The following is a 15,356-nucleotide window of genomic DNA, read 5'->3' as shown; positions in this document are numbered from 1 at the left end:
CAATGGAGAATGCTCCTGTCAATTTAGCCCAATGGCGGTCCCGGCTCAAGGGGGCCAGGTTAATCAAGGTTATCGGCCAGGTCACACGGGTAATTGGTCTTACTGTGGAAGTGCAGGGGATCAACGCCCCGATTGGTGAGGTCTGTGAAATCATGGTTCCTGGTGAATCCGAGCCGGTCAGGGCTGAGATCGTCGGCTTTCGCGACGGCAGTTCTCTCTTGATGCCCCTGGGTGAGCTGCGGGGCATTTACCAGGGCTGTGATGTTGTCCCTACGGGTAAACCATTCAACATCAAAGTGGGGCGGCAGCTGCTGGGAAGGGTTTTAAACGGGCTGGGCGAGCCGCTTGACGACTGCGGGTCGCTTAGTATTGATTGTGAGGAATACCCGGTAAACAACCGCCCGCCCAACCCACTTTTAAGAAGGCGGATTTCCAAGGTTATGTCGACCGGGGTGCGCTCCGTGGATGCAATGCTGACCTGCGGCCTGGGCCAGCGGATTGGTATTTTTGCCGGCAGCGGTGTTGGTAAAAGTACTCTTCTGGGGATGATCTCACGTTACAGCAGCGCTGATATAAATGTCATAGGCCTGATCGGAGAGCGGGGCCGTGAGGTGCTGGACTTTATTGAGAGCGACCTGGGGCCGGAGGGGCTAGCCCGCTCCGTTGTGGTTGTGGCGACTTCAGAACAACCGGCCCTGGTCCGTTTAAAGGGCGCGTTTGTGGCTTGCGCCATCGCTGAATATTTTCGCGATCAGGGTAAAGACGTGCTTTTAATGATGGACTCGGTGACCAGATTTGCCATGGCCCAGCGTGAGGTTGGGCTGGCTATCGGGGAACCGCCGGCGACTAAAGGATATACGCCTTCCGTGTTCGCGCTGCTGCCCCGGCTGCTGGAGCGGCCGGGTATGTCGCATAATGGTTCCATTACAGCTTTCTTTACCGTCCTGGTGGATGGTGATGATTTTAACGAGCCTATTTCCGATGCTGTGCGCGGCATCCTCGACGGTCATATTATTCTCTCCCGCGCTCTTGCCGCCGCCAACCATTTCCCGGCGGTCGATGTGTTGAGCAGCGTCAGCCGTCTGATGCCTGATATTACCACAGAAAAGCACCGTGCCCTGGCCGGTAAGTTTCGCGACATGCTGGCCGCGTATAAGCAGGCTGAAGACTTGATTAATATCGGAGCGTATGTTGCCGGCTCCAACCCGCGTGTTGACGAGGCTATCGCCTCCTACCAGCAGATGATAGGTTTCCTGCGCCAGAACTTGCATGAACATACAGATTATGATGAAACTCTGAAGCTTTTGACTGCGATTATCGACAAAAGGGTGAATAACTAATGGCCAGGTTTAAATTTCAACTCGAACCTGTTTTATTACAACGTTCGACAAAGGAAGAAGCGGCGGAACAGGCCCTGGCCCTGGCCTGCAACGAGTATAACAACCGCTGTGAAATTCTTAATTATACCAAGCGGCGCCTGGAAGAGGCACTCATCTTAGATGAAGAAAATATAGATGTCTTTGAAAACATGCACCTGGATTTGTACCGGGAATTCCTCAGCAAGAAAATTATATCCCAGGAGAAAGACGTGAATGACGCCGCCAATGCTCTGGAGCACAGCCGCCAGGCGGCGGTTCAGGCCAGGCAGGAACGCCAGGCTATAGAAAAACTGAAAGAAAAGCACCTGCGAATACATAAACGTGAGGAAGAAGCAAAAGAGCAGAAATTGGTGGACGAGTTAGCCCTGTACTCTCATTTTCGTTCAACGGAATAAAGCTGTAATAAAAGAATATGATTATTTCTTTTACTCAGTAACAACTTAAAATAGTCTTGAAAGCGGTATAATCATTTAAAAGAATCTATGAAAGGAGGTGAAAATGTGAAATTAACTTCTATTGGTGAGGCTGTACCAGTCCCTAAAGAGCAAGCGCTGGTAAGCCAGTCTGCCCCGGGAGATTTTGACCTGGCCATGGCTTCGGTTATGGCTCTGCTCAACACGCCCTTGCCTAATACCTCGCCTGTTAATAATGAAAGCGGCACAGAGTTGGCCGGAGATTGTTTTGAGCCGGTGTCCCTGCCGGTGTTTAACACTGAGGCAGCTGTTTCAGGAAAACAGTATGTCAGCTTGCAAGAACCGGGACAGGCTCAAACCCGGCCAGAGGTGGTGACAGACGGATCTATAGATAGTTCAGCACAAACTGAGACCGGAATTGTACAGCCCGACAGCAACGGTAGTCCGGAAGAAGCCGGGGAGAATCCACCTATGTTTACTGGTATTCTTCCGCTTGAAAAAGACTACCGGCCGGCTCAGCCGCTGGTGACCATTCCCGGCGCGAATGAGTTGACGCTAACCTATCTAAACCACTCCCTGTCACAGGCTGAGCTGCAGGTGACCATTCCCGGTGCGAATGAGTTGACGAACTTCGGGAGTGTCTCGGTACCGGCCCAGACGGCGGTATTGACTTCAGCCGAAGGAACGGTAACGAATTCCGATGCAGACGGGGCTAACAAGGTCGCTTTTACCAGATTGGAAAATCCGGTAACAGCACTGAGAGACCCCGCTATGTTTGAAGCGGCACTGACAGTTGAAGGTACGCCAGTTTTTGATACCGGCAGCTCGGCGGTAACCACGGCTGGGGAGGATACGGCGGGAGAAGCTCCGGACCAGGTGTTAAAGACAGTCCCAGCAGAAAGTCCACCAGCGGCAGGCCGGGTTGTGGCCGGTCGGGAGCCCGCAGCCACCTCAATGGTAGAAACCAGTACCAGCGGTGAGGTGGAAAAGTCGGCCGGGCAAGAGAACACGGTTTTTACCGGAAAAGCAAAGACGCCGGCTGCGTCCGTCAACCGGAACAGTGTTCTCTTATTTGACCAGGCGACTGGAGAAATAGTTTTGGCTCCCGGGGAAAAGGCATCTGGAGCAGCCAAGACAAAAGTGACATCTTTCGGGCAGGAAGTTTCCTTATTAGCCAGGACAGTAAATGAGGCAACCGGGGCTGACATTCCAATCCCCTTATTTGCTCAGCCGGACAGGGAACCGGGAGCCGCACCGGGCCAGGTTTATGATATGATCCAGGCGGCGCTGGAAACTACTGAAGCTGAAAACACCACTTTTACCAAGTTGGCGAAACCGGTTGTGGCAGAACTGGGATACCCCGCTCTATTTGAAGCGGCGGCGGCAGCTGAAGATGCGCCAGCGTTTGATGCCAGTATTCCGGCGGTAACCACGGTCAGGGCGGGAACGGCAGACGTGCCGGACCAGGTGTTAAAGACAGTCTCAGCAGACAGTCAGTCAGCAACCGGCCAGGTTGTGAATAGTCAGGAGCTTGCAGCAGCTCCCACGGGAGCAACCAGTAACAGCGGCGCGGCGGTAAAGTCAGCCGAAGAAGAGAAAGCGGTTTCTACCGGAAAAACGGAGACCTCCCCGGCAGGTACGGCAGTGGATACAGAGGCAGCTAAAACAGGCGGCAAGGGAGCCGGCGGCGTGGTTGAAAATACTGCACCCAATAACGCACCGCAATATAATCCTGTATCCCCAATGTCAAGTTCCTCAGATAATCTGAAAACTGTAAAACTGGCGGATATGCGCGATGCGCTGGTGCAAGAAATCGAACGTGCCTACCGACAGCAAAAATCCGATACGTGGACACAAGTTGATCTGAAACTGGAGCCTGAGCACCTTGGCAAGCTCACGATAAAGCTCTTTTTTAACGGAGGAGAGCTAAATGCCCACTTTTATGCCGGAAATGACTATGTGAAAGATGTTCTGGAAAGTTCCATCCAACAGTTGAGGCAGACCCTTGACCAGCAGGATTTGAAACTGAACCAGGCTTTCGTGTTCGTTGGTGATGACGGGCGCAGCGGCACAGGTCAATCAGAAAGCGGCGGCAGGCAGCCGGCGCATTACCCAAGATCTTACGGCGGACTAACATATGGTGAAATCGTTGCGGAGGCGGCAGCCTACGAACCGGGTGGGAATTCTTACAAGATAGTTAATTACTTAATATAATCAAGGTGGTGAGATCATGCAGGTTAATTCAGTAAGCAATAACAGCACTGAATCGAGCATCACAGCCAGAGAGACTACGAGTACTCTTGATAAGGAAGCCTTTCTTATGCTGCTTATCGAACAGCTCAAAAACCAGGATCCAATGAACCCGCAGGATTCTACCGAGTTCATTTCCCAAATGTCCCAGTTCAGCATCCTGGAGCAGCTTACCAATCTTAACGATACTATGAGCGAGTTGGTTAAGACCCAGAAGGTAGTGGAGGCCACTGGGCTGCTCGGGCAGCAGGTAAACGTTGCTACTGATGACGGCACCGTCAGCGGCGAAGTGGAGAAAGTGACTTTCAGCGAAAACGGAATTTTGGTTTATGTAGACGGCATTGGTTATGACCCTGAAAACGTGACTGAAATATCCGGCAGCGAATCCCCTGTACAAAACGAGCAGCTTACTCAATTGAACAATACAGTTTAGCAACATTTATTCGTCATTGGCGGAAGCGCTGAATCTTTTAGAACAACTGCTGCCCAAGGAATAGACTGATCTTATTACACTCCCATGAGAGATGGTGGGATATGGACCGCGACATAAGACCAATTAAACCGGCGGGGCCACTGCCGGGTGCTGCTCCCAAAGGGAAGCAGGCCAATTTAAAAGTAAATGATTTTGCCTTTGAAAAGGCGCTGGAATTAGAGTTTCAAAAAAGTAAGGGGCTAAAATTCTCAGCGCACGCGGAAAAAAGGCTTAAAGAACGAAATATAGTCCTCGCCAGCGAGGATCTGGCCAAGATTGATAAAGCGGTAAGGCAGGCCGAGGCCAAAGGATCAAGGGAATCACTGATAATTTACGGTGATTTGGCGCTGATTACCAGCGTACGCAATAAAACAGTGGTGACAGCCGTGGACGGCAAATCTTCAGAGGATCATGTCTTTACCAACATCGACAGCGCCGTAATTGTGAAATGAGAATTGAGACGTGAGACGTGTGAAATTGATTGAATGATGGTTTATAAGGTCTAAGGACCCGTAAGAAATACCTAATAATCCCACGACTCACGACCCACTACCCACTACTAATTTTGCAGCCGGCCCGAAAGGAGGCTGCGTGGCCGCTGAACGAAGGAGGCGGCCTAATTGAAAGGAGAATAAAAATGATCAGATCTCTTTACTCCGGTGTTTCGGGTATGAAAAACCACCAAATCCGTATGGATGTCATAGGCAATAACATAGCCAACGTAAACACGGTTGGTTTTAAGTCGGCCAGGTGCAATTTCCAGGATTTGCTCAACCAGTCCCTGCGCTCGCCCGTTGGAGGCGACGGTACAACCGGCGGTGTCAACCCGAGTCAGGTGGGTCTGGGCGTCACGGTTGCCGGGATTGCCAACAACATGGGGCAGGGCGCGCTACAGTCCACCGGACGTACTCTGGACCTGGCTATCGAGGGTAACGGTTACTTCATGATTAAAAAGGACAGCGGCGACGCTGATGATGAGGCTTTCTTTACTCGTGAAGGAAGTTTTTACCTGGATAATAACGGGGACCTGGTAAATTCCAATGGTTATTATTTATGTGATGATGCCGGTGCAATTATCCACGTCAGTGATCAGCCCGAAACAATCAGTTCCTTAACCATTTCTAATACCGGCGAGATTGTGGTAACAGACAGTGCTGGTACCAATACTTATCAGATAGGCCTGGGAACCTTCCCCAATGACACCGGCCTTACAAAAGCCGGGCAAAACCTTTACCAGGCCAGTGCCGCATCCGGTCCCGTAACGATGAATATAGCGGGTACCGCCGACACGGGTGTAGCGAATTCTACGATCAACTCCTGCTACCTGGAAATGTCCAATGTTGACCTCACAGACGAATTTGCCAATTTGATTACAACCCAGCGCGGTTATCAGGCAAACGCCAGGACCATAACCACTTCAGATCAGATGCTGCAGGAACTGCTGAATATCAAACAGTAAATTTTTGCTATAAAAAGTTGCTGAAAAAAGCGGGTGATACCTTGGCCAAGACAAAAATTTCAGAGAATAATGAAGAAAAAGCAGGAAAAAACGGAAAGCCAAAGAAGAAAAAAACTATTTTAATTGTTTTAGTGATACTGGTACTGCTGGCAGGTTCATCCGCCGGCGCCTATATGTTCTTCCTCAGACCGGCCGCTCAGGCAGGCGAGGTTAAGAAAACCAAAGTAGAGGAAAAAGAAAGCCTTGATATGGGCGAGGTGATTGTGAACCTTAACGGGAGCAGTTCTCATTATCTCAGGGCTAAGGTAACTATTGATTATCCAAAAAACAAGAAGCTGGCGGAAGAGTTGAAGAAGAAGAAGCACATAGTATCAGATGTAATTATTGCAACCCTGCGTTCTAAGACACTCGCGGAAGTAAGCAACGCCAGTGCCCTCCAGGGGCTGAAAAGCAGCCTTATCGAGGAGATCAATAACAAGCTTGATGCGGGCGAGATAACAGGCGTCTATTTTACCGATTTTCTCGTCCAGTAGAATAAGAGGTTTAGTCGTTAGTATTTTTAATGGGGAAGGAATTCGCAAAGCGAATTCCATCAAGCAATCCTACTACCGGCTACCGAATTGACAACCCACTACTGAAATTGGGGGAACGGACTGTGTTGACTGAAGAGGAAATCAGAAACTTTCTGGCTGGCGCGAACACCGGTGACGCCGGCATTAAAAAAGTAAAGTTCCCCTCCCTTGAGGCTGTAAGAGGCATAGATAGGGTTAAAACCAGTCTGTCCCACCTTGAGGATGTCCAGATAGAAATCAGCGTGGAACTCGGCCAGGCGTGGCTAAAGGTAAGAGAGTTGCTGGGCCTGGCCGCTGGTTCCGTGATCAAACTGGACAAAGCTGTGGGCGATGAAGTGATGATTATTATGAACCAGCAGCGTTTCGCCAAGGGCGAAGTAGTGGTCATCAATGAATCTTTTGGTGTAAGGATTGTTTCTATCAACCATGCTTATCATGCGAAGCTGTCCGAGGGACTGGCATGAGCAGTGACCTTGTCTGGGCGATAGTGCGTATGCTGGTGGCCCTGCCCCTTGTCCTGGGCCTGGCCTACCTGGTTTTAAAGTATGGTGTAGCCCGCCGTTACGTCATGACTGCCGGAAACCGCAGGATGAGACTGGTGGAACAGCTTCCCCTGGGGCCAAAGACCACGCTCAGCCTTGTAACTCTGGGAGATGCGTATTTTCTCCTGGCTCACCAGGACGGTTCAATTACCTTGATTAAGGAACTTGGGGAGCTGCCTGAGCTTGAGGATATAAAAATTGCCAGTGCTGTGGAACTGACGCCGCATACCATTGAGGAATACAGCCAGCTGCGGGAAGCCGGAAATGAGGGTGAAGTCAAAAATATACCCGGGATTCTGTTTGAAAAATTCAGGGTTGGTATTAACCTGATTACAAGGCAGTCTGCGCAAGCCGGGGGAAGTGTTATGAACAGGGTGTCCAAAAGGATTGGTGACAGCGAAAAGGGTGAAAAAAAGGTTGAAGTTTAAATTCCCGGTAATCCTGCTGTTGGCAGTATCACTAATATTTTTACTGACCCGGGAAACTGCCGCGGCGCCTCTGCCCGCGGTAGATTTAAACATAACCCCTTCCGACGGTCCCGAGCAGGTGGTGGACACTGTTAAGCTGCTGTTGCTGTTAACAGTTTTGTCCATGGCGCCGGCCATCCTGATTATGATGACTTCCTTCACCAGGATTATCATTGTCTTGTCACTGCTGCGCACGGCGCTTGGTGTTCAGGGGTCGCCGGCCAACCAGATCCTGATAGGACTGACTCTCTTCCTGACCGTCTTTATTATGGCTCCAACATACAAGCAGATCAACGAGCAAGCAGTCCAACCATTTTTGAGGAGTGAGATTAACCAGCAGCAGGCCCAGGAGTTGGGGGCAAAACCACTGCGCGATTTTATGCTGAGGCAGACCAGAGAGAAAGACCTGGCTTTATTCATCAACCTGGCCAAAATAGAAAGACCTGCTGCGCCGGAAGATGTCCCTATGCACGTGGTTATTCCTTCTTTTATTATCAGTGAGTTGAAAACAGCATTTGAAATTGGTTTTTTGCTTTTTATTCCTTTTCTGGTTATCGACATGGTGGTGGCCAGCATTCTTATGTCTATGGGTATGTTTATGCTGCCGCCGGTGATGATAGCTTTGCCTTTTAAACTGCTGCTTTTTGTGATGGTAGACGGGTGGTATCTGGTGGTTAAATCGCTTGTTGAAAGTTTCAGGTAAGGGGGCGGAGTGTTGACCCAGACCTTTGTGATTAACCTGGCGCGGGACGCTCTTTTCATGGTCCTGCTCCTGGCCGGTCCGGCTATGCTGGCAGCCCTGCTGATCGGGCTGATTATCAGTATACTTCAGGCCACTACGCAGATTCAGGACCAAATGCTGAATCTGGTGCCTAAAATAGTGGGCGTTTTTGTGGTTATACTGGTCCTGGGCTCCTGGCTGCTGAACAGCGCGGTAACATATACCACCAACCTGTATTCACAGATACCAAACGTAATTCGTTGAATAGATAACGCTTATCAGATGTGATGACGGGGGGCTTGACTTGCCCGATTTCAGCCAGGTTTCTGTGTTTTTCTTGGTTTTTCTCAGGGCGCTGGCCTTTATGATGGCCGGCCCGCTTTTGGCGTTCGGTGGGGTTCCGCCTTTACTTAAAATAGGTTTTTCCCTGGCCCTGGCTATAGTGGTCTATCCGGTGCTGCCAGCTGACACTGCGGCGTCACTGCCGGAAGGACTTTGGGGTTACGGCCTGGCGGTGATCAGTGAGACAGGCCTGGGGCTCTTGCTCGGCCTTGCGGTTACAATGGTTCTTAACAGTATCAGGATGGCCGGGCAGATGATTGACTTTCAAATAGGGTACTCCATGGCCTCAATTGTCGATCCGGCCAGCGGGACACAGAACACACTTGTGGCACAGTATCTTTACCTTCTGGCTCTGATTTTCTGGCTGTTGATTGACGGGCACTACACCTTGATCATGGCTTTGTCCAAAAGCTACCAGATTGTGCCCTTAAATGCGGCTTCATTTGATAACAGCGTCTCTTTAGTACTGTTAAAAATCTTCGCAGGCGCATTTACCATCGCCCTTCAGGTCAGCGCGCCGATACTGGCTGTGCTTTTAATAGCCGACCTGACGCTTGGCTTCTTAGCCCGGACGGCACCTCAAATTAATGTGTTTCTGACAGGTTTCCCGATTAAGATAGCGGTTGGCCTGCTGACTTTAAGTTTGTTGATTCCGCTGCTGGGTACTGTTCTCCGTTCAATTTTTAATATTATTGAGCGGGATCTTTATACATTAATGAGGGTGCAGTTGTAAAATGGCCGGACCCGGACAGGAAAAAACCGAACAGGCGACACCACGGCGGATACAGGAGGCGCGGCGCAAGGGACAGGTGGCCAAGAGCGCCGACCTGACCGGGGCGCTGATGCTGTTTGCCATGATCGCGCTGCTCAGTGTTACCAAAGATCAGTTTTTTTTGGATCTGCAGCGCTACCTGACAGGCTATTTCAGTGAAATCGCTCATGAGCAGGTTCTGGGGAGCAGTCCCGTGCCAATATTACAAAGCGCGGCACTGTTTACACTAAAGCTGTTGGCGCCGTTTTTCGTAGTGGCGTTGCTGGTGGTCCTGGCTTCCAACTTTGTACAGGTCGGGTTTCTGTTTTCCACGGAGGCTTTAAAGCCAAGAATGGAACTGCTTAACCCGATGTCCGGCCTGCAGAGAATGTTTTCCAGGCGGAGCCTGGTAGAGCTTGTTAAATCAGTATTAAAATTCACCATCATAGGCTGGATTACTTATTACCTGATCAAAGCCAACATAGGAGACCTGCTGCTGGTTTTCAACTTGACCCCGGAAGGAATCTACGGGAGTGTTTTGGGCTTTATTATCAAGGTGGCCTGGTGGGGCGCGCTCGCTTACCTGGTCCTGGCGTTTCTGGATTATATGTACCAGCGCTATGATTATAATAAAAGCATGATGATGAGCAAACAGGAAGTAAAGGAAGAATACAGGCAGACCGAGGGTGACCCGTTGGTTAAAGCCAAGCAGCGTGAAATGCGCAGGAGTATCAGTTTAAACCAGATTATCACTGAAGTGCCGCAGGCCACGGTAGTTATCACCAACCCCACCCGCCTGGCCGTTGCTCTAAAATACCGGCAGGGAGAAATGTCCGCTCCGGTGGTCGTTGCCAAAGGAGCAGGCTGGCTGGCCGCCCAGATCAGGGAAATTGCCGGAAAAAATAATGTGCCGGTGGTGGAAGACAAAGAAGTAGCCCGTTTCCTCTATCAATCAGTTGAACCCGGTCAGGAAATCCCGCTGGAAATTTACCGGGCGGTAGCACAAATCCTGGCCATGGTATACCGGCTCAAGGACAGAGAGAATTACAGGGCAGTATAACGGAGGTTTCAATGGCTGCGCCAACTATTTCACTGGGAACGGCAAAGTCATATCTGAAAAAGAGCAGCGATATGATTGTCGCGGGGCTGATTATCTGCATTGTCCTGCTGATTATCATACCGCTTTCTCCCGGTGTTCTTGATATTTTACTCACTCTCAGCATGACGCTGGGCCTGGTGATCCTGCTGATAACCATGTTCACTGTTGAGCCGCTTCAATTTTCCGTTTTTCCGGCGCTTTTGCTGGTCACCACGCTTTTTCGCCTGGCGCTGAACATTTCTTCCACCCGGCTGATCCTCAGCAACGCCGCGGCTGGCAATGTAATCGCCGCTTTCGGGGAATTTGTGGTGGGCGGGGACTATGTGGTAGGTATGGTAGTCTTCGTAATTATTACCGTAATCCAATTCGTGGTTATTACCAACGGCGCGGGCAGGGTGGCGGAGGTCGCGGCCAGGTTTACCCTGGACGCTATGCCGGGCAAGCAAATGAGTATTGACGCGGAATTCAACGCCGGTTTAATTAATGAGGCTGAAGCCCGTGGCAGGAGAAAACGCCTGCAAAGAGAGGCTGACTTTTTTGGCGCTATGGACGGCGCCAGCAAATTTGTCAGGGGTGACGCCATAGCCGGCATTATCATCATTATGATCAATATTGTAGGTGGTTTCATTATTGGTGTTGTCCAAAAAAACATGGGGCTGTTGGAGTCGGTGCAGACTTATACGATCCTTACCATAGGAGACGGCCTGGTTGCCCAGATACCGGCGCTCCTGATTTCCACCGCGACAGGCATCCTGGTTACCAGGGCAACCTCTGACACCAGCTTTGGCAAGGATATTTCCACCCAGTTTTCAAACTTTCCCAAGGTGCTGATGTTGGCTGCCGGCATCCTTTTCATACTTGGTTTGGTCCCGGCCATGCCCAACTTTTTGTTTTTGACCCTGGCCGGCGCAACCGGGTACATTTCATATACCATGGTCCAGGATGAGAAAAAAAAGAAGGCTCTGGAGCAGGAAAGGGCGGCGGCAAGGCAGGCTCAGGAGCAAAAAAGGGAACCGGAAAATGTTTTTGCTTATTTTCAGGTGGATACGCTTGAAATTGAAATTGGCTACAACCTGATTTCACTTACCGACGAGGGCCAGGGCGGTGACCTGCTGCAGCGCCTGGCTGCTGTCAGGCGCCAGTGTGCCAGTGAAATGGGCATTTACGTGCGGCCGATTCGTATCCGCGATAACCTGCAGCTGGCGCCAAACGCCTATTCTTTTAAGCTGCGCGGCGCGGAAATTGCCTCAGGCGAGCTGATGCCGGGCCAATACCTGGCGATGGACCCGCTGGGGCAGGATTTGGAGATAAAAGGAATACCGACCACTGAACCGACTTTCGGGCTGCCGGCCTGGTGGGTAGCCGCCGGGGACAGGGATCAGGTTGAGTTCGCCGGCTGTACCGTGGTCGATTGTTCAACGGTGCTGGTAACTCACCTGACGGAAATTATCAAACGGCATGCTCACGAGCTGTTAGGCCGGCAGGAGGTCAAAGAGCTGCTGGATGTTGTTAAGGAAAAAACACCGGTGGTGGTGGAAGAGCTGGTGCCCGATCTTTTAACCCTAGGTGAGGTGCAAAAGATTTTGCAGAACCTGCTTAAAGAAAGGGTGCCGATCAAGGACCTGGCCACTATCCTGGAAGCGCTGTCTGACGGGGCCAGGAACAGTAAGGATGCCGACTACCTGACGGAATATACCAGGCAGTCCCTGTCCAGAATTATCTGCCGCCAGTATACCGGTTTATCTAATAAAATTTCAGTTATTACCCTGCATCCCAAATTGGAGCAGATGATTACCGATTCTATCGGGCAGACCCAGCTGGGCACTTATCCCGTCCTGGAGCCGCAGGCAGCCAGGCAAATCCTGAACAGGCTGAAGGATTCGGTTGAAAAGCTGACACTGCAGGGACTTCCTCCTGTGGTCCTCTGTTCCTCGCGGAACAGGCTTCCTTTTAAAAGATTAACTGAAAGATTTTTACCCAACCTTACGGTCCTTTCTCTGAATGAGATAGCGCCAAATGTCGAGGTTGAGGCAATCGGGACGGTGATGCTTGATTGAAGATTAAACGTTATCTAGTCAGGGAGATGCAGGAAGCAATCCGGTTGATTAAACAGGATCTTGGATCTGAAGCGGTTATTGTAAGCAGTTATAAAGTCCCGGGCAAGGGCCTGATCGGGCTGTTTTCACCACGCCTGCTGGAGGTAACGGCAGTGCTGGATGAAAACCCGGAAATACAGTTGAGTGTAGGCTGCCCGCCGGCCCAGATGGCTGTTACCGGCGATGTGCCTTCTCCTGAAAGGGAGCTTAATGCCGCCGCCAGGCCTCACGCTTCTTACCAGTCAGGCGGCGGGGAGGCGCGAGCCCGGCGGAAAAGCCGTTATTTTGAGGATAACGATAATGAGGGCGAAATTGACAGGTCTGAACTTATAGCACAGGAACTGAAAAAAGAGCTGGTGGAGGACGCCCTGGCCAACAGGATCACCGCCGGGAGTCAGGACCGGCCTGAACCCTCCCGCGGTTCCCTTTTTGAAACGATGGTCAATACACAGATCAAGGCGGGACAAAACGGCGACCCGGGACCTGGCTGGCGGAAAACGCTGCTGAACATGGAAATACATGAGGCCATTGTTGACCGCCTGCTGCATGATCTGGGCGGTGAGCAAAAACTGGCGGCAGACAGCCGTGCACAGTATTACTTTTCCCTGCAAAAACAGGTGGCTGACCTGATGGAAACGGCCTACCGTTCTGATAACTCTGCCAGGGTGTTGGCATTTGTAGGCCCGCCGGGGGTTGGCAAAACCACCACGCTGGTCAAGCTGGCAACGAAATTTAGTGTTTATGAGAACAAAAGGATTGCTATAGTTGCAGTCTGCAATTACCGTATGGGTATTGTGGAACAACTCAAAGCACATGGCGAGTTCCTTAAAATACCGGTTGAGGTGGCGATGACCCCGGCTGAACTTGTTAAGGCGCTGGAAAAACATGCCGATAAAGATCTCATACTAGTAGACACATCCGGCCGTTCAGCCCGGAACCCCGGTGAGGTGCTTGAGCTGAAAGGTTTTTTGGAGGCGCCGGGCGAACCCCTAGACATTTATTTGGTTTTAAGCGTCACGGCGAAAAACAGGGACCTGGCCAAAACGGCTTATGAATTTAAAAGGGTGGGTTATTCCAAATTTATCTTTACCCAAATCGATGAGACTGAAACACATGGCTCAATTTTAAACCTGGTCTGTGATTTGGGAGCGCCGGTGGCTTATATTTCGCACGGCCAGAGAATACCTGACGATATCAGTGAAGCTAACCCGAAAAAAATCGCAAAATTACTTTTCAAGGGGGTCGACCCCGATGAGATTGTGGCTACCTAGAACAGGCCAGGCAATCTACCAGGGAAATGTAATTAAAAGTGAAAACACCATGAATTACTGGGGTCCCAGGGCTATAGCCGTATCCAGCGGCAAGGGCGGTGTGGGCAAAACCTCTCTTTCTGTAAACCTGGCTCTGTGCTTTGCGCAAATGGGCAAAAAGGTCACTATTTTTGATGCTGACCTGGGTCTGGCCAACGCTGAAGTCCTGCTCGGGATAATTCCCCCGTATAGCCTGTATGAAGTGCTCTATGGCGGTATGACCCTGGAGGAGGTAGTTATTGAAGGGCCCATGGGGATCAGGGTGATTTCCGGCGGGTCCGGTTTCCTGGAAATGGCTAACCTTGACCGTTCCAGGCGGCAGCAGCTTTTGCGCATGTTCAACCAGTTCATCGGCAAGGATGAAATTGTGCTTATTGACACAGGCGCCGGTATTAACAAAAACGTACTCGGCTTTGTGGCCGCGGCCGAAGATGTAATCATCGTGGTTACGCCGGAGCCTACTTCGTTAACCGATGCCTACGCTTTAATCAAGATCCTGGCCAATTTTAAGCTGCACTCGGAAGTTAATATCGTGGTCAACCGTGTGGCGGACAGGCGGGAAGCCACACGCACCATGGGCAGGATATCGAACGCAACCGGAAGGTTTCTTGAAATAAAACTAAATTTCCTGGGTTGGATACCCGAGGACAAACATGTAACCCAGGCGGTGAAAAACCAGCAGCCATATTTTTTAACCAACCCCAACTCACCGGCCTCCCGGAGTGTGGCCGGGATCGCGGCGTCCCTGATGGAAGGCTGCCTGATAGCTCCTAACGAAGGATTCTGGAATAAGTTGATGGGTTTGTTCAGCTAGGGGGACTGGCATTGGCTGAAGTAAAGGATTTAATTCAGATCAACCAGAAAATCCTGGTGAACCTTAAAAACGACAAGGGAAACTTATATGTTTCCAATATCCAGGATATCAAAGACAGGGAGTTAACTATTGCGATCCCGACCAGAGGTACAAATCCGTTAAGCTTAAACGCAGGTGACTTAATTGAAGTATCATTTATCTCAGACTCGACCAGGTATGAGTTTAAAACCAAGGTAATTGGCTGGCGTTATGATAATATTCCCATGTACGCGCTGGCCCTGCCTGAAACCTGCAGGCGGATACAGCTGAGGAAGTTTGTCAGGATACCCACTATCCTTGAAGTTATGTACGCTGAAGTCCCTGAGGAAGGGAATCAATATGAGTTTATCAAAAGTACCAGTCTCGACTTGAGCGGCGGCGGCATCCGGCTGTTGCTAAAAAAGGATCTTCCGGTAGGCGCCAAACTTCTGCTAAAGATTGACCTTCCAATAAAAAACAGACTGGAATGTCTGGAAATAATGGGCAGGGTGGTGAGATCCCTGCCGGATGAACACCTGGAGTTATTTCAGGCTGCTGTACAATTCATAGAGATCAGCCGCAGACAGCAGGACCTGATTGTCCGTTATATTTTTTGCAAAATGTCCGAACAAAGGCGTCTCAGCTAGATTG

General features: G+C 50.6%; 17 protein-coding genes. All 17 read left to right on the top strand.

Annotated features, from left to right (window positions below):
• The first annotated feature begins 2 nt into the window (after positions 1 to 2).
• The 17 genes from fliI to Pmgp_RS09160 all read left to right on the top strand — a co-directional run bounded on the left by fliI (position 3) and on the right by Pmgp_RS09160 (position 15,352).
• Positions 3 to 1,340 carry a flagellar protein export ATPase FliI gene (gene fliI, locus Pmgp_RS09240; protein WP_134213702.1) on the top strand — a complete coding sequence of 446 codons (1,338 nt, stop codon included), beginning with the start codon at positions 3 to 5 and terminating at the stop codon, positions 1,338 to 1,340.
• Positions 1,340 to 1,774 carry a flagellar export protein FliJ gene (gene fliJ / locus Pmgp_RS09235; RefSeq protein ID WP_134213701.1) on the top strand — a complete coding sequence of 145 codons (435 nt, stop codon included), beginning with the start codon at positions 1,340 to 1,342 and terminating at the stop codon, positions 1,772 to 1,774. The genes fliI and fliJ overlap by 1 nt, the downstream gene beginning before the upstream one ends.
• 105 nt (positions 1,775 to 1,879) lie before the next feature.
• Entirely contained in the window at positions 1,880 to 4,006 is a 2,127-nt protein-coding gene (locus Pmgp_RS09230; RefSeq protein WP_192902864.1) for a flagellar hook-length control protein FliK, read from the top strand.
• Between the two features lie 16 nt (positions 4,007 to 4,022).
• Positions 4,023 to 4,475, top strand: a complete 453-nt coding sequence (locus tag Pmgp_RS09225) for a flagellar hook capping FlgD N-terminal domain-containing protein (protein ID WP_134213699.1) — start codon at positions 4,023 to 4,025, stop codon at positions 4,473 to 4,475.
• A 101-nt stretch (positions 4,476 to 4,576) separates the two neighbouring features.
• Positions 4,577 to 4,966: a TIGR02530 family flagellar biosynthesis protein gene (locus Pmgp_RS09220; RefSeq protein ID WP_134213698.1), complete on the top strand. Its 390-nt coding sequence runs from the start codon at positions 4,577 to 4,579 to the stop codon at positions 4,964 to 4,966.
• Positions 4,967 to 5,151: 185 nt separating this feature from the next.
• Positions 5,152 to 5,973 carry a flagellar hook-basal body complex protein gene (locus tag Pmgp_RS09215; RefSeq protein WP_134213697.1) on the top strand — a complete coding sequence of 274 codons (822 nt, stop codon included), beginning with the start codon at positions 5,152 to 5,154 and terminating at the stop codon, positions 5,971 to 5,973.
• A 41-nt stretch (positions 5,974 to 6,014) separates the two neighbouring features.
• Complete coding sequence (locus Pmgp_RS09210; RefSeq protein WP_134213696.1) at positions 6,015 to 6,506, top strand: flagellar basal body-associated FliL family protein; 492 nt, start codon at positions 6,015 to 6,017, stop codon at positions 6,504 to 6,506.
• A gap of 122 nt (positions 6,507 to 6,628) precedes the next feature.
• Entirely contained in the window at positions 6,629 to 7,009 is a 381-nt protein-coding gene (locus Pmgp_RS09205; RefSeq protein ID WP_134213695.1) for a FliM/FliN family flagellar motor switch protein, read from the top strand.
• A complete protein-coding gene (gene fliO / locus Pmgp_RS09200) occupies positions 7,006 to 7,515 on the top strand; it encodes a flagellar biosynthetic protein FliO (RefSeq protein ID WP_134213694.1) in 510 nt (169 codons plus the stop codon). The genes Pmgp_RS09205 and fliO overlap by 4 nt, the downstream gene beginning before the upstream one ends.
• The gene (gene fliP, locus Pmgp_RS09195; RefSeq protein ID WP_243119789.1) at positions 7,505 to 8,257 is read left to right on the top strand and encodes a flagellar type III secretion system pore protein FliP; all 753 of its coding nucleotides are present in this window, start codon (positions 7,505 to 7,507) and stop codon (positions 8,255 to 8,257) included. Before fliO ends, fliP begins: the two co-directional genes overlap by 11 nt.
• Before the next feature lie 12 nt (positions 8,258 to 8,269).
• The gene (gene fliQ, locus Pmgp_RS09190; protein WP_134213693.1) at positions 8,270 to 8,539 is read left to right on the top strand and encodes a flagellar biosynthesis protein FliQ; all 270 of its coding nucleotides are present in this window, start codon (positions 8,270 to 8,272) and stop codon (positions 8,537 to 8,539) included.
• A gap of 40 nt (positions 8,540 to 8,579) precedes the next feature.
• On the top strand, positions 8,580 to 9,350 hold the full coding sequence (fliR, locus tag Pmgp_RS09185; protein ID WP_134213692.1) for a flagellar biosynthetic protein FliR: 771 nt from the start codon (positions 8,580 to 8,582) through the stop codon (positions 9,348 to 9,350).
• Between the two features lies 1 nt (position 9,351).
• Positions 9,352 to 10,428 carry a flagellar biosynthesis protein FlhB gene (gene flhB, locus Pmgp_RS09180; RefSeq protein ID WP_134213691.1) on the top strand — a complete coding sequence of 359 codons (1,077 nt, stop codon included), beginning with the start codon at positions 9,352 to 9,354 and terminating at the stop codon, positions 10,426 to 10,428.
• A gap of 11 nt (positions 10,429 to 10,439) precedes the next feature.
• Complete coding sequence (gene flhA / locus Pmgp_RS09175) at positions 10,440 to 12,524, top strand: flagellar biosynthesis protein FlhA (protein WP_134213690.1); 2,085 nt, start codon at positions 10,440 to 10,442, stop codon at positions 12,522 to 12,524.
• Positions 12,521 to 13,834: a flagellar biosynthesis GTPase FlhF gene (flhF, locus tag Pmgp_RS09170; RefSeq protein ID WP_134213689.1), complete on the top strand. Its 1,314-nt coding sequence runs from the start codon at positions 12,521 to 12,523 to the stop codon at positions 13,832 to 13,834. Before flhA ends, flhF begins: the two co-directional genes overlap by 4 nt.
• A complete protein-coding gene (locus Pmgp_RS09165; RefSeq protein ID WP_134213688.1) occupies positions 13,815 to 14,687 on the top strand; it encodes a MinD/ParA family protein in 873 nt (290 codons plus the stop codon). Before flhF ends, Pmgp_RS09165 begins: the two co-directional genes overlap by 20 nt.
• An 11-nt stretch (positions 14,688 to 14,698) precedes the next feature.
• Positions 14,699 to 15,352 (top strand): flagellar brake protein, encoded by a 654-nt coding sequence (locus Pmgp_RS09160; protein WP_134213687.1) that lies wholly within the window; start codon positions 14,699 to 14,701, stop codon positions 15,350 to 15,352.
• Positions 15,353 to 15,356: the final 4 nt, after the last annotated feature.

Origin of the sequence: Pelotomaculum propionicicum, assembly GCF_004369225.1 — a bacterium.
GTDB lineage: Bacteria > Bacillota > Desulfotomaculia > Desulfotomaculales > Pelotomaculaceae > Pelotomaculum_B > Pelotomaculum_B propionicicum.
The sequence above is the reverse complement of the archived record's forward strand: the minus strand, read 5'-3'. Positions and strand labels throughout refer to the sequence as shown.